The organism is Saccharothrix sabaoui (assembly GCF_051756985.1).
Lineage (GTDB): Bacteria > Actinomycetota > Actinomycetes > Mycobacteriales > Pseudonocardiaceae > Actinosynnema.
On record NZ_JBPKJK010000193.1, the window covers coordinates 1 to 15405 of the forward strand.

11 protein-coding genes are annotated in these 15405 nt (G+C 73.9%); 7 read left to right on the top strand and 4 right to left on the bottom strand.

Annotated features, from left to right (window positions below; all coding sequences use genetic code 11):
• Positions 1-377 (top strand): HEAT repeat domain-containing protein (locus tag ACR807_RS36600; protein ID WP_498371974.1); only part of this gene is annotated, 377 nt, incomplete at its 5' end.
• Here ACR807_RS36600 and ACR807_RS36605 read toward each other — a convergent pair.
• Genes ACR807_RS36605 through ACR807_RS36620 form a run of 4 tightly spaced genes read right to left on the bottom strand, consistent with a single transcriptional unit; the run spans position 346 to position 4498 of the window.
• Complete coding sequence (locus ACR807_RS36605) at positions 346-1443, bottom strand: LacI family DNA-binding transcriptional regulator (RefSeq protein WP_438926097.1); 1098 nt, start codon at positions 1441-1443, stop codon at positions 346-348. The genes ACR807_RS36600 and ACR807_RS36605 overlap by 32 nt on opposite strands.
• 50 nt (positions 1444-1493) lie before the next feature.
• Positions 1494-2327: an ABC transporter permease subunit gene (locus tag ACR807_RS36610; RefSeq protein WP_438926098.1), complete on the bottom strand. Its 834-nt coding sequence runs from the start codon at positions 2325-2327 to the stop codon at positions 1494-1496.
• Entirely contained in the window at positions 2324-3154 is an 831-nt protein-coding gene (locus ACR807_RS36615; RefSeq protein WP_438926099.1) for a carbohydrate ABC transporter permease, read from the bottom strand. The genes ACR807_RS36610 and ACR807_RS36615 overlap by 4 nt, the downstream gene beginning before the upstream one ends.
• A gap of 3 nt (positions 3155-3157) precedes the next feature.
• Positions 3158-4498 (bottom strand): ABC transporter substrate-binding protein, encoded by a 1341-nt coding sequence (locus ACR807_RS36620; protein WP_438926100.1) that lies wholly within the window; start codon positions 4496-4498, stop codon positions 3158-3160.
• Between the two features lie 82 nt (positions 4499-4580).
• Between ACR807_RS36620 and ACR807_RS36625 the strand changes: the two genes are divergently transcribed.
• The 6 genes from ACR807_RS36625 to ACR807_RS36650 all read left to right on the top strand — a co-directional run.
• A complete protein-coding gene (locus ACR807_RS36625) occupies positions 4581-5636 on the top strand; it encodes a LacI family DNA-binding transcriptional regulator (RefSeq protein ID WP_438926101.1) in 1056 nt (351 codons plus the stop codon).
• A 675-nt stretch (positions 5637-6311) separates the two neighbouring features.
• Positions 6312-7658, top strand: a complete 1347-nt coding sequence (locus ACR807_RS36630; RefSeq protein WP_438926102.1) for a CE1 family esterase — start codon at positions 6312-6314, stop codon at positions 7656-7658.
• 308 nt (positions 7659-7966) lie between these two features.
• Positions 7967-9517, top strand: coding sequence for a glycoside hydrolase family 27 protein (locus ACR807_RS36635; RefSeq protein ID WP_438926103.1), 1551 nt, complete (start codon positions 7967-7969; stop codon positions 9515-9517).
• Between the two features lie 200 nt (positions 9518-9717).
• A complete protein-coding gene (locus ACR807_RS36640) occupies positions 9718-11052 on the top strand; it encodes a glycoside hydrolase family 6 protein (RefSeq protein WP_438926104.1) in 1335 nt (444 codons plus the stop codon).
• An 87-nt stretch (positions 11053-11139) separates the two neighbouring features.
• Complete coding sequence (locus ACR807_RS36645; RefSeq protein WP_438926105.1) at positions 11140-12516, top strand: glycoside hydrolase family 43 protein; 1377 nt, start codon at positions 11140-11142, stop codon at positions 12514-12516.
• A gap of 46 nt (positions 12517-12562) precedes the next feature.
• Positions 12563-15405: glycosyl hydrolase family 95 catalytic domain-containing protein (locus ACR807_RS36650; protein ID WP_438926106.1), on the top strand; the 2843-nt coding region annotated here is incomplete at its 3' end.

Below are 15405 nucleotides of genomic sequence, written 5' to 3' on the forward strand. Positions count from 1 at the left end.
GCGGGCACGCCGCCCTGGCGCTGGGCGGGCGCGGCGCGACCGCGGCCGTGCCGGTGCTCGTCGACATGGTGGTCGAGGGCACCCGCGACGTCGACGCGGCGGAGGTCCTGGGGACGCTGTCCCGGGACCCGGCGTGCGCGGACCGGGTCCTGGCCGCGCTGGTCGACGAACTGGCCGCGCACACCGCGGACCCCGCCGTCCGCATCCGCCTGACGCAGGCGCTGGTCGAGCTGCCGGGGACGGCGGCGCGGGACGTCCTGCGCCGGCTGGCCCGCGACGACGACCGCGCCGTCGCCCTCGTCGCCTCGGCCTTCCTCGGCGTCCCCGGCGCGTCGCGGACCGGGCTCAACCCCGGTGGGGAACCCCCGGACGGGTGAACGGGCCGATCGTGCCGGGGCGCGGCGGCGCGGTGCTCCCGCGGCGGACGAGTTCGGTGGGCAGGACGACCCGGTGGTGCGCCGGCAGCTCGTGGCGGGAGATCCGGATCGCGGTCCTGGTGGCCTCGGCGGCCATGTCGCCCAGCGGTTGGCGGATCGTGGTGAGGCCCGGCGTGGCCCACTGCGCGGGCGGCAGGTCGTCGAACCCGACCACGCTCAGGTCGTCGGGCACGCGCAGGCCCAGGTCGTGCGCGGCCTGGTACGCGCCCAGCGCCTGCGCGTCGTTGCAGGCGAACACGGCGGTCGGCGGATCGGGCAGGCGGAGCAGGTCGTGGGTGTGCCGGCGGCCGTCCACGACCTGGTAGCCGCCCTCGCGGACCAGCGCGTGGTCCAGCGCCACGCCCGCGGCGTCGAGGGCCTCGTGGTAGCCGGTCAGGCGCTCCCGGCCGGACAGCACGCCGAGCGGCCCGGTGATCACCGCGATCCGCCGGTGCCCCAGCTCCAGCAGGTGCCGGGTGGCGGTCAGGCCGCCCTCCCGGTTGGCCGCGCGGACCACCGGCACCCCCGCGCCGGGCTCGGTGAGCGGGTCCACCAGGACGACGGGGATGAAGCGGCTCGCGAGCTGGGCGCGCTGCTCGTCGGTCGGCCCGCACAGCACCGCGACGACCCCCTGGGAGCGGTGGGACAGGACCGTCTCGATCCACGTGCCGTCGGGCACGTGCCGCCCGCCGGGCTCCGACACGACCACGGCCGCGCGGTGGGCGTCGGCGGTGCGCGCGGTGCCCCGGATGACCTCCATCGCGTACGGGCCGGTGAGCTCGTGCATCACCAGCTCCACCAGCGGTGCGGTGACGAACCTGGTCCGGGGCTGGTACCCGTGGGCCAGCATGATCTCCTCGATCACCGCACGGGTGCGCGCCGCGACGTCGGCGCGCCCGTTGAACACCTTCGACACCGTGGTGGTGGACACCCCGGCCAGTTCGGCGACCTGCGCGATGGTGATGGTGCGCGCGGGCGCCGGGGGCGGCCGGTCTCGGCCGGCGGGGGAGTGGCCGGGATCGGCCATGGGCGTTCTCCTTCGATCTCGTCGGACGGCTCATCGGGGCCCCGCGGCCGTCAGCGCACCGAGGCCCACCCGAGCAGGGCGTCGGCGAACCGGCGGCGCAGCAGGACGAGCGGCACGACCACCGGGGCGGTGATCAGCAGCGCGCCCGCGCACAGCAGCGGCACGTCGGTGCCCCAGCGGTCCTGGAACGCGCTGAGCGCGCCCGCCGCCGTCCGCCGCAGCGGGTCGTCGACCAGGACCAGGGCGAGCAGCAGGTGGTTCCACGTCCACACCGCCAGCAGCAGCGCCAGCGACCGCAGCGCGTCCCCGGACAGCGGCAGGTGCACGCGCCGGAACACCGCCCACGGGCCGGCGCCGTCCACGCGTGCGCAGTCGGACAGCTCCGCGGGCGCCGACGCGAAGCAGGCCCGCATCCACACGACCCCGAACGGCAGGTGCACCGCGATCAGCGGCAGCGCCAGCCCGGTGGTGGTGCCGAGCAGCCCCAGGTCGCGGACCTGCTGGTACAGCGGCACGACGAGCGCCTCCCGCGGCAGCACCAGCCCGAGCACGAACAGGCCGAGCACCGCGCGGGCGCCGGGGAACGGGAGCCGCGCCAGCCCGTACCCGGCCGCGGTGGACAGCACCAGCACCGCGGGCACCACGGCGAGCACGACCACCAGCCCCGACAGCAGCGCCCGGTCCACCCGCGCCGTCCGGAACGCCAGGGCGAAGTTCGACCAGTGCGGGTCGTCCGGCCAGGTCAGGCCGGGGGGATAGGTGCCGGGCGGGTGCAGGGCGGTGACGAACAGCTCCGCCAGGGGCAGCACCGTCACGGCGACGAGCCCGACGCGCACCAGCACCGCCCCGCCCACCGCGCCCGCCGCCCCCACCCGACCCCTCACCGGGACCACCGCAGCACCGGGGCGACCACGGCCAGCACGAGCACCACGAGCACCACGGCCAGCGCCGACGCGAGCCCCACCTCGCGCTCGGTGAAGGCCAGGTGGAACACCTCCAGCGCCGGTACCGACGTGGCGCCGCCGGGCCCGCCCCGGGTCGTGGCGTACACGACGTCGAAGCTGGACAGCGCGGCGACCGAGGTGATCACCACGCACACGCCGACCTCCCGCCGCACGCCCGGCAGCGTCACCGCGCGGAACACCTGCCACCACCGCGCCCCGTCCAGGCGGGCGGCCTCGTACAGCGCCGGGTCCAGCCGCCGCACGCCCGCCGACAGCAGCAGCGCGCACGTCCCGAGCAGCACCCACGCCCCGATCACGCCCACGGCGGCGAGCGCGGTCGAGGAGTCGCCCAGCCACGTCCGCGCCGGCCCGGAGAGCCCGACCGCCTCCAGCGCCCGGTTCACCGCGCCGGTGGACGACAGCAGCACGCTCCACACCAGCCCCGCCGCGACCGGCGGCACGGCCTGCGGCAGCACCAGGACCAGCGACGGCCCCGGCCGCAGCGCGGCGGCCAGGGCCAGCCCGAGCAGCACCGGCCCGCCCGCGAACGCCACGACCAGCAGCAGCGCGTGCGCCAGGGGCGCGAGCAGGTCGGCGTCGGTGAGCACGGCGACGTAGTTGTCCCAGCCGACCCACGTCGACGGGCCGACGCCGTCCCACCGGTACAGCGAGTACTGGGCGGTCAGCGCCAGCGGCCGCAGCACGAACACGCCGTACACGGCGAGCGCGGGCAGCACGAACAGCCACCCGACCAGGCGGTGGGCCACGCCTCAGCCCCCGGTCTCGGCGAGGTAGTCGGTCTGCACGTGCCCGAGCAGCCCCTCGGGGGTCTGCGCGCCCTCCACGAGCCGCTGCAGCTGCGGCGTCCAGCTCCGCGCGTACGCGGAGCCGGTGGCGTTGGCGATGAAGTCCATCGCCGTGTCGTCGGCCAGCACCTCGTCGGTGGCGGCGAACGTGGCGGCGGTGACCGAACCCGGCTCGACCGGCAGCGAGGCGTCGGCCGGCCCCAGGGGACGTGCGCCGCCCACGCGCACGACGAGGTCCCGGGCGGCCGGGTCCGACGCGGCCCAGTCCAGGAACACCGCCGCGCAGTCCGGGTGCGCGGCCCGCGCCGGTATCCCGAACGACGGCGGTCCGGCCATCGCCGCGCGCGGCGCCCCCGCGCTCAGCGGCGGCGTCAGGAAGAACCCGACGCGGCCGGGCATGCGGCGGTCGAGCGCGGCGGACTCCCAGTCGCCGTTGACCATGAACAGCGCCCGGCCGGAGGTGAACCGGTCCACCATGCGGGCGTAGTCGGTGGCGTTGAGGTCCGGGTCGAAGTAGCCGGCGGCGATCCAGCGCGCCAGGTGCCGCGCGGCCTCGACGTTCGGCAGGGTGTCGATCCTCGCGCCGGGCCGCTGGAACGTCCAGTCGTCGATGGCCCTCGTCGAGCCGTAGGCGCCCATCAGGCTCTGGAGCGGGAACGTCAGCCCGCCCGTCGCGCCGCCGTTGAAACCCGCCAGCGGTGTGACGCCCGCGCGCTTCGCGCGGGCGAGCGCGTCGTCCAGCTCGGCCAGCGTGGTCGGCTCGCGCACGCCGATCCGCTCCGCCAGGTCCCTGTTGTAGAAGAACCCCGTCACGCTGGTGGACAGCCCCGTCGCGTACAGCGGCCCCTCGCCGCGCGGCCCGCCGCCCGGCGCGACGCGCAGCGGGCGCGTCTGCGACACCGGCCTGCTGTCCCACCCGAACCGGCGGGCGTAGCCGTCGAGGCTGCGCAGCAACCCGGCGCCCGCGACGTCGGACACCTGCGGCAGGCGCATCAGGTCCGGCGGGTCGTCGGCCAGCACGCGCGGCGCGTTGCGGGTGAGGACGTCGAACTGCTCCTCCCGGACGTCCCACGTGACGTGGGGGTGCTGCCGGGTGAACTCGTCGGCCAGCGCCCGGGCCAGCGGGAAACCGGTCTCGAAGCGGGCGCGCAACGTCACCGGTCCCGGCCCGCACGAGGGGTCCGCCGCCACGGCCGCGGTGTCCGCCCCGGGCGGGGCGTCGGCACCGGGCGCGGAGCAGCCGACCCCGCACAGGGTCAACGCGACTGCGGTCGCCAGGGCGCGGCGGAGGGCCGAGCGCTGCATCGCGTTCTCCTCACTCTTGTGTGCTAAATCGTGTTAGCGTCGCGCAGCCATGGCGCGACGACGGTCGGGGGGTGGTCCTGCGGTGGGGCGGAGACGGGTGACGCTGGCCGACGTCGCGGCGGCGAGCGGCGTGTCCAGCACGACCGCGTCGCTCATCCTCAGCGGGCGGGCGCGCGAGCTGCGCATCTCGGAGGAGGCCGAGCGCCGGGTGCGGGCGAACGCGCAGGAGCTGGGCTACCGGCGCAACACCCTCTCGGTGGGCCTGCGCACCGGCCGCACGCAGACGATCGGCTTCGTGTCCGACACCGTCGCCTCGTCCGGCCTCGCCGGCAACATGATCAAGGGCGCGGTGGACGCCGCGTACCGGCGCGGGTTCATGCTCTTCGTCGGCGAGTCCGGCGGCGACCCGGCGGTCGAGCGGGCGCTGGTCGAGGCCATGCACGACCGCCGCGTGGACGGCATCGTCTTCGCCGCCATGTACACCAGGTCGGTCGCCGTGCCGGAGGGCCTGCACGACGGGCCCGCCGTGCTGCTCAACGCCGTGCCCGCGACCCGCTCGTCGATCCCCTCGGTGCTGCCCGACGAGGTGCGGGCGGGGCGGTCGGCCGCACGGGCGCTCCTCGACGCGGGCCACCGGTCGGGCATCCACCTGATCGGCGCCGGGCCGGACCCGGAGGACATCCCGCCCAACAGCGTCGCCGCGGTGGAGCGGCTCCTCGGCCTGCGCGGCGAGTTCCGGGCGGCGGGCGTCGAGCCGGCCGGCGCGCACCGCTGTCCGAAGTGGATGCCGGAGGACGGCTACGACACCACCCGCGAGATCCTGCGGGACCACCGCCCCGAGGCGCTGGTGTGCTTCAACGACCGCCTGGCGTTCGGCGCCTACCAGGCGTTGGCCGAGGCCGGCCTGTCCGTGCCGGACGACGTCTCGGTGATCGGGTTCGACGACCATCCCATCGCCTCCTGGATGCGACCGCGGCTGACGACCGTCGCCCTGCCGCACCACGAGTTGGGCGCGCGTGCGGTCGAGGTGCTGCTGGACCTGTTCGAACGGCGGCGGCGCGGGGGGAAGGCGCCGACCGTCCACCGGGTGCCGATGCCGTTGCGCGGTGGTTCGTCGGTGCGCGCGGCGGCCCCCTGAGGGGGGCGCGTCAGCCCGGTGGCCTGCCGCCGGGCGCGGTCGGGGCACCCGTCGACGTGGTGGTCACCGACTGCGGCGTCAGTTCCATGCGGCGGCACCTTCCGGGGACACCCGACCGGGTCGGGCGTGCGCGGGCACGAACAGGTCGACCCAGCGCTCGGAGAGGTCCTCCGCACACCGTGACGGCCCGGTGACCGGCAGTGTGCCAGGTGTTTGTTCACGCTCACAAGATGTCATCGAAAGACAAAGTGGCCTGACTGCTCTGAACGGAGTCCGGCTGCGAAATGTTTCGTTCCACCTGGGGTGATGTCGTCGAGTCGATCGATTTTTTCGGCCTCAGCGGGCCAATTAGCTAAAGTTAGCGCTAACACGTTTAGCTTTGACGCGCCGTGTTCGCCTGGTTACATTGCTGGCTGTCGGGACGCCTGTCCGGTCCCGGCGCCTCCCGGCCAGCCGGCTCCGCCAGGTCGACCGACCGTCAACGACGACGTGGGAGAACCCGATGCGCACGCGCACGTCGAGCACCCGCCGCCCCGCCGCGGCGGCGACCGCGACGCGGGACCCCGACCGGCGGGCGGCACGACGCTCTCCCGTCGGCCGGTGCCCCTGGCGGGACGCGGCCACCCTCCGGCGTCGTCACCCTCCACCGGCCTGAACGGCAGAAGGAGTCGTGTGATGTCCAAGCTGAGAACCCTCGGGGCCGTCATCGCGGCCGCGACGCTCCTGGCGGGCGGCCTGGCGCTGAGCGCCGGCCCCGGCGCGGCGGCACCCACCGAGATCGGCACCCTGGCGACGACCGCCGGGTGCGGCAAGGCGCCGACGCTGCGGAACGGGACGCAGACCGTCCAGGTCGGCGGCCGGAGCCGGACCTTCATCCTGCGCATCCCGGACAACTACGCCAACACCAGGGCGTACCGGCTGATCCTCGCCTTCCACTGGTGGGGCGGCACGGCGAACGAGGTCGCGTCCGGCGGGAGCAGCGGCACGCCCTGGGCCTACTACGGGCAGCAGGAGCAGTCGAACAACAGCGCGATCCTCATCGCCCCCCAGGGCATCGACAACGCCTGGCCCAACACCGGCGAGCAGGACACCGCGTTCGTCGACGAGCTGCTCAGGCGGGTCGAGGCCGACCTCTGCGTCGACACCGCGCTGCGCTTCGCGACCGGGTTCAGCTACGGCGGCGGCATGAGCTACGCGCTGGCCTGCGGCCGGGCCACCGTCTTCCGCGCGGTGGCGGTGTTCTCGGGCGCGCAGCTGAGCGGCTGCAACGGCGGCACGCAGCCCGTCGCCTACATGGGCATCCACGGCCTCGGCGACACGGTGCTCAACATCTCCCAGGGACGGTCGCTGCGCGACAGGTTCGTCCGCAACAACGGCTGCACCGCCACCACCCCGCGCGAACCCGCGGCGGGCAGCCTGACGCACATCACCACCACCTACACCGGCTGCCGGGCGGGGTACCCGGTGGTGTGGGCCGCGTTCGACGGCGGCCACCTGCCGGGCGCCGTGGACGGGTGCGCCTGCGAGAACGGCGTCAGGACGTGGACCAAGGGCGAGGTCTGGCGGTTCTTCTCCCAGTTCGAGGGAACCCCGCCGGGCAGCACGACGATCACCACCACGACGACCACCACGACCGGCACGACGACGACCACGACCGGCACGACGACGACCACGACCACCACGACCACGACCCCGCCGGGCGACGCCTCCTGCCGGGTGTCCGACACGATCAACGCCTGGAGCGGCGGACTGACGTCGGAGATCACCGTCACCAACACCGGCACGTCGCCGATCCGCGGCTGGTCGCTGGTGTTCACCCTGCCGGGCGGGCAGACCATCACCTCGGGCTGGAACGCGGCGTACTCCCCGTCGTCCGGCCAGGTGACGGCGAGGAACGCCTCCTACAACGGCGACATCGCCCCGAACGCGTCGGTGGGCATCGGCTTCCAGGCCACGCACACCGGCGACACGGGTGAGCCCGCGTCGTTCACGCTCAACGGCGCGGCCTGCGCGGTCGCCTGACCCCACCACCTGCGAGGCCGGGGGCGCCCTGTCCCCGGCCTCGCAGGCGTGCGCTCGCCCGGCCGTCGCCACGGCATGTTCACGTTCACAAAAATCTGCTCGACAACCACCGGTGAAAGTGCTCCACCCGGGGTCCTGCGGTTCGCCGAGCTAAAGTTAGCGCTCACACATTTAGCGCTTTGCGCAATTGACGGCCCCGTACCGCGCGGTTACGTTGACCTGGAGCCGACCTCCTCCGCCGGGGCCCGGCCCACCGCCGCCGCGGGTGAGCGGCAGGAGCGCCCTCTCGACGACGAGCAGGAGGCACCGTGCGTGGAGTCGCCGCCACCCCGCCGCTGGGCTGGAACAGCTACGACTCGTTCAACTGGAACGTCACCGAGGCGCAGGTCAAGGCCAACGCCGACTACATGCGCGACAACCTCCGGCAGCACGGGTGGCAGTACGTCGTCGTCGACTGGGCCTGGTACCGCCCCGGCAGCGGCACGGGCGCGCCGAGCCAGGACGCGAACCTCCGGCCCAGGCTGCGCACGGACGCGGGCGGCCTGCTGCTGCCCGACACCACCCGCTTCCCCTCCGCCGCGGGCGGCAACGGGTTCCGGCCGCTGGCCGACTACGTCCACGCCCAGGGCCTGAAGTTCGGCGTGCACCTCATGCGCGGCGTCCCGCGCCAGGTGGTCGCCGACGACCTCCCCGTGCCGGGCACGGCCTGCCGCGCGAACGAGGTCGACGACGGCACCACCGCGGCGTGGCTGAACCTGAACTGGGGCCTGGACATGGCCAACCCGTGCGCGCAGGCGTACCTGGACGCCCAGTTCGCGCTGCTCGCCTCGTGGGGCGTGGACTACGTCAAGGTCGACGACATCGCCGCGCCGACCTACCGGCGGGCCGAGGTCGAGGGCTACGGGCTGGCGATCCGGCGCAGCGGTCGCCCGATGGTGCTCAGCCTCTCGCCCGGCCCGACCTCGACCGGCAACGGCGCGCACGTCGCGGCCAACGCCCACCTGTGGCGGATCGTCAACGACCTGTGGGACGACTGGTCCGGGTTGGACGCCCTGTTCGAGCGCCTGCACGCCTGGACGCCGCACCGCGCGCCCGGCGCGTGGCCCGACCCGGACATGATCCCGATCGGGCACCTGTCCCAGCAGGGACCCGTGGGCCCGCCGCGCTACTCCAACCTCACCCCCGACGAGCAGCGCACCCTGATGACCCTGTGGTCCATCACCCGCTCACCGCTGATGTGGGGCGGCGACCTGACGCGGAACAGGCCGAGCGAACTGGCGCTGATGACCAACGCCGCGGTCCTCGCCGTCGACCAGCACAGCACCGGCAACCGGCAGCTCTTCGCCGGCACGCACACCGCCTGGACGGCGGACGCGCCCGGCGGTCGGGACCGGTACGTCGCGCTGTTCAACCGGGGTGGCGGCACGTCGACCGTGTCGCTCGCGCTCGCCGAGCTGGGGATCGGTTCGGCCGACGTGGTCGACCTGTGGTCGGGCGCGGGCCTGGGCGTGGTGAGCGGCACGCTGTCCCGGTCGCTGCCCGCGCACGGCTCCGGCCTCTACCGGCTCACGCCGCGCACGACCGTGCCCGTGCCCGCCGCGGAGACCTTCACCGCGCAGCACGGCGACGAGGTCGTCGACGTGCGCGACGCCCCGGCGGTGGACGGCGGCGACGTCGTCCGGTCGGCGCCCGACGGCCGCGCCGCCCGGCGCCGGCGGGTCCGCGACGTCGGCGGCGGCCACCACGAGGTCGTCGACGCGGGCAGCGGCACGTGCGTGGACGTGCGGACGGTCCGGCTAAAGGCGGTGGCATTACCTTTAGCATTCCCGATAATTGACCCCATCCGGGCTCCTGGCTAGATTGATCCGGAGCCGAATTCCTTTCCGCAGGTGCGGGAACCACCGTGATCCACCACCGGGGACATTCGGCGACCGCTCGTCTGGGAGCGCTCCCGGAGCGGATCTGCCCTTATCGCGACACAGCAACGACGCTGCGAGGACATGGGATGAGAACAACGAACCCGACGCGCGACACCGGCACTTCGGCGGGAGGCGGTCCCGTGCGGCGCAGGAAACGGGCCGCGTCCGCGTCCGTGCTCTCGATCGCCCTCGTGGCCGGGGCGGCAGTCCTGGCCACGAGCGGCGGCACGACCGCCCAGGCGGCCGATTCACCTTTCTACGTCGACCCGTCCACCTCCAGCGCGAAGTGGGTCGCCGCCAACGCGGGCGACTCGCGGGCGGCCGTCATCCGCGACCGCATCGCCTCGGTCCCGCAGGCGCGGTGGTTCACCACCACCAACACCTCGTCGGTCCGCTCGGAGATCAGCTCCTTCGTCGGCGCGGCGGCCTCGGCGGGGAAGATCCCGATCCTGGTGGTCTACAACATCCCCAACCGCGACTGCGGCGGCGCGAGCGGCGGCGGCGCGCCCTCGCACCAGGCGTACCGGGCCTGGGTGGACGAGGTCGCGGCGGGGCTGGCCGGTCGCCCGGCGACGATCGTGCTGGAGCCCGACGTGCTGCCGATCATGAGCAACTGCCAGAACGCGGACCAGCAGAGCCAGACCAGGGCGTCGATGGCCTACGCGGGCAAGAAGCTCAAGTCCGGCTCCGGGCAGGCCAAGGTGTACTACGACATCGGCAACTCCGCGTGGCTGAGCCCGTCGGAGGCCGCCAACCGGTTGCGCGCCGCGGACATCTCGAACAGCGCCGACGGCATCGCCAGCAACGTGTCGAACTACCGCAGCACCCCCGACGAGGTGGCCTACACCAAGAACATCCTCAACGCCCTGGGCGACAGCCGGCTCAAGGCCGTCATCGACACCAGCCGCAACGGCAACGGCCCGCTGGGCGAGGAGTGGTGCGACCCGGCCGGGCGCGCGATCGGCACGCCCAGCACCACCAGCACGGGCGACGCCAGGATCGAGGCGTTCCTGTGGGTCAAGCTGCCCGGCGAGTCGGACGGCTGCATCGGGCCGGCCGGCCAGTTCGTGCCGCAGCGCGCCTACGAGCTGGCGATGGCGGCGGGCCCGACGTCGACCACCACCAGCACCACGACCACGACGACCACCACGGGCACCAACCCGGGTGGCGGCTGCGCGGTGGCCCACCGCGTGGTCAGCCAGTGGACGGGCGGGTACACCGGCGAGATCGTGATCACCAACCGGGGACCGGCGGTCACCGGCTGGACCCTCGCGTTCTCGGCACCCGGCGTGTCCGTCACGCAGGGCTGGAACGGGACGTGGACCGACGCGGGTGACGCGGTCCGCGTCGTCAACACGTCCTGGAACGGCGCCCTCGCGTCCGGCGGTCAGGTGACCGTCGGCTACAACGCGAACTACAGCGGGACGACGCCCCCGTTCTCCGCGCCGTCGTTGAACGGGACCGCTTGCGCCTGATGTCGTGACCAGCCCTGCCGCGGTCCCCCGTCCGAACGCTGTCGCCTCCTCCGGACGGGGGACCGCACCCAGACCCCGGAGGCCCCCGTGACACGCACCCGATCCACCCTGCGACGCGTCCTCGCCTGGACCGCGTCGGCCCTGTGCCTCGCGGCGCTGCTCCCCGCGGCGGCCCGGGCGGACAACCCGATCGTGCAGCACGTCTACACCGCCGACCCCGCGCCCCTGGTGCACAACGGGCGCCTCTACCTCTACACCGGCCACGACGAGGACGGCGCCACCTACTTCACCATGAAGGACTGGCGCGTCTGGTCCACCACCGACATGGTCAACTGGACCGACCACGGCTCGCCGATGAGCCTGAGCACGTTCTCCTGGGCCAGCAGGGACGCCTGGGCGGGGCAGACGATCGAGCGCAACGGCAAGTTCTACTGGTACGTGCCCGTGGTCAACCGCGCCACCAACCGGATGGCCATCGGCGTCGGCGTCTCCGACAGCCCCACCGGGCCCTTCCGCGACGCCCTCGGCCGGCCGCTGGTCGAGAACGGCGAGATCGACCCCTCCGTCATGATCGACGACAACGGTCAGGCGTACCTCTACTGGGGCAACCCGAACCTCTGGTACGTCCGCCTCAACGCCGACATGACCAGCTTCTCCGGCAGCCCCACCCAGATCCCGCTCACCACCGCCGGCTTCGGCACCCGCACCGGCAACGCGAGCAGGCCCACCCTCTACGAGGAAGCGCCCTGGGTCTACAAGCGCAACGGCCTGTACTACAACGTCTTCGCCGCGAAGTGCTGCTCGGAGTTCATCGCCTACTCGACGGCCACCTCGCCCACGGGGCCGTGGACCTACCGCGGCACCGTCATGCCCACGCAGGGCAGCAGTTTCACCAACCACGCCGGTGTCGTCGACTACAAGAACAACTCCTACTTCTTCTACCACAACGGCGCGCTGCCGGGCGGCGGCGGCTACGCCCGCTCCGTCGCGGTGGAGCGGTTCGCCTACAACGCCGACGGCACCATCCCGACGCTGAACATGACCACCGGCGGCCCGCCGCCCGTGGACGTGCTGAACCCCTACACCCGCCAGGAGGCCGAGACCGTCGCCTGGGGCAGCGGCATCGAGACGGAACCCGCCGGCGAGGGCGGCATGAACATCGGCTACCTGGAGAACGGCGACTGGACCAAGGTGCGCAACGTCGCCTTCGGCAACGGCGCGGCGACCCTCACCGCCCGCGTCGCCTCCGGGACGTCCGGCGGCGCGCTGGAGGTCCGCACCGGCGGCCCGACCGGGACCGTCGTGGGCCGTTGCACCGTCCCCGGCACCGGCGGCTGGCAGAACTGGACCACCGTCTCGTGCCCGGTCAGCGGCCTGTCCGGCACCCAGGACGTGCACTTCCGGTTCACCGGGGGCAGCGGCTACCTGTTCAACGTCAACTGGTGGCAGTTCACGCCCAGGTAGCCCAGCGACCCCCGGAGCACGACCACCGCCGGCTGAAGGAGACGGGATGTCCGACCTCACCCGAAGGCAGATGCTCAGGTACGGGGCGGCGGGTGTCGGGGCCGCGCTGACCACCGCGTCGTGGACCGCCGCCCCCGGCGCGGGCGCCGCCGCGCCGCCCGAGGTGGGCGACCTCGCCCTGTGGTACGACGAACCCGCCGGCGCGGACTGGCTGCGCGCGCTGCCGATCGGCAACGGCAGGATGGGCGCGATGGTGTTCGGCAACACCGACACCGAGCGGTTGCAGCTCAACGAGGACACGGTGTGGGCGGGCGGCCCGCACGACTACACCAACACCCGGGGCGCGGCGGCGCTGCCCGAGATCCGGCGGCTGGTGTTCGCCGACCAGTGGACCCGGGCGCAGGACCTGATCAACCAGGCGATGCTGGGCAGCCCGGCCGCGCAGCTCGCCTACCAGCCCGTGGGCGACCTCCGGTTGGCGTTGCCGGCCGCCACCCCGACCGGCTACCAGCGGTGGCTCGACCTGACCACCGCCACCGCCGGCGTCACCTACACCGCGAACGGCGTGCGGTACCGGCGCGAGGTGTTCGCCAGCGCCCCGGACCAGGTCGTCGTCGTGCGGCTGACGGCGGGCACGCCCGGCTCGGTGTCGTTCACCGCGTCGTTCGGCACGCCGCAGCGCGCCTCGTCGTCCAGCCCGGACGGCACGACGATCGCCCTGGAGGGCGTGTCCGGGGACATGCGCGGCATCCCCGGCTCCGTCCGGTTCCTCGCGCTGGCCCGGGTGCTCGCCGAGGGCGGCACGACCAGCTCCTCCGGCGGTTCGCTGCGGGTGGCCAACGCGGACACGGTCACGCTGCTGATCTCCATCGGCACCAGCTACGTCGACTTCCGCACCGTCGACGGCGACCACCAGGGCCTCGCCCGCACCCGCCTCGCCGCGGCGCAGGGCCAGTCGTTCGCCGCGCTGCGCGCCCGGCACGTCTCCGACCACCAGGCGCTGTTCGGGCGGGTCGCCCTCGACCTCGGCCGCACGGCCGCCGCCGACCAGACCACCGACGTGCGCATCGCCCAGCACAACAGCACCAGCGACCCGCAGCTGTCGACGCTGCTGTTCCAGTACGGCCGCTACCTGCTGATCGCCTCCTCCCGCCCGGGCACCCAGCCGGCGAACCTCCAGGGCATCTGGAACGACTCGATGACCCCGGCGTGGGAGTCCAAGTACACGATCAACGCCAACCTGCCGATGAACTACTGGCCGGCGAACACCACCAACCTCGCCGAGTGCCACCAGCCGGTGTTCCGGATGATCGAGGACCTGGTGGTGACCGGGACCCGGACCGCGCAGGCCCAGTACGGCGCGCGCGGCTGGGTCACCCACCACAACACGGACGCCTGGCGCGGGTCGTCCGTGGTGGACGGTGCCCTGTGGGGCATGTGGCAGACCGGCGGCGCGTGGCTGGCCACGCTCGTCTGGGACCACTACCGGTTCACCGGCGACGTGGAGTTCCTGCGGAGGTACTACCCGGCGCTCAAGGGCGCCGCGCAGTTCTTCCTCGACACCCTGGTCGTCGAACCGACCTTCGGCACGCTGGTGACCAACCCGTCCAACTCGCCCGAGCTGCCGCACCACGCCAACGCCAGCGTGTGCGCGGGGCCCACGATGGACATGCAGGTCCTGCGCGACCTGTTCGACGGCTGCGCCGCCGCCTCCGAGGTGCTGGGCGTGGACGCCGAGTTCCGCGGCCAGGTCCGGTCGACGCGGCAGCGGCTGGCGCCGATGAGGATCGGGTCGCGGGGCAACGTCCAGGAGTGGCTGCACGACTGGGTGGAGACCGAGCCGCAGCACCGGCACGTCTCCCACCTCTACGGCCTGCACCCGAGCAACCAGATCACCAAGCGCGGCACCCCGGACCTGTTCGCCGCCGCCCGCCGCACGTTGCAGCTGCGCGGCGACGCGGGCACCGGCTGGTCCCTCGCCTGGAAGATCAACTACTGGGCGCGGCTGGAGGAGGGCGGCCGGGCGCACGACCTCGTCCGCTCCCTGGTGACCACCGAGCGCCTGGCGCCCAACATGTTCGACCTGCACCCGCCGTTCCAGGTCGACGGCAACTTCGGGGCCACCTCGGGGATCGCGGAGATGCTGCTGCACAGCCACGACGGGGAGCTGCACGTGCTGCCCGCGCTGCCGCCGGCCTGGCCCGCGGGCAGCGTGACCGGCCTGCGCGGGCGCGGCGGCCACACCGTCGGCGCGACGTGGGCCGGCGGTCGGAACACCGAGCTGACCGTCACCCCCGACCGCACCGGCGCCGTCCGGGTGCGCAGCCGCCTGTTCACCGGCGCGTTCACCCTGCTCGACACCACCACCGGCACGGCCGTGCAGCCGGCCCGCCCCGAGCCCGACGTGGTCGAGTTCACCGCCCAGGCGGGCCGCGCCTACCGGGCGACCGGCCAGGGCGGGACCGACCCGGTGGTCGAGGTCGGCGTGGACTACCGGCTGGTCGCCCAGCACAGCGGCAAGTTCGCCGACATCAGCGGCGCGTCCACCGCGGCCGGGGCGCTGCTGACCCAGTGGTCCGCGACCGGCGGCGCCAACCAGCGGTTCGACTTCCTCGACTCCGGCGGCGGGTACTACCGCGTGCGGGCCCGGCACAGCGGCCTGGTGCTCCAGCCGGCGGGCACCGGGACGGGCGCCGACGTGGCGCAGCGGGCGGACGGGAACACGACGGCCCAGCAGTGGCGGGTGGTGGACCAGGGCGGCGGTGTCGTCAGCCTGGTCAACCGCGCCGGCGGGCTCGCGCTGGACGTGTGGTCGGCGTCCACGGCGGACGGCGCGCGCATCTCGCAGTGGACCGTCACCGGGGCGGCGAACCAGCGCTTCCAGCTCCA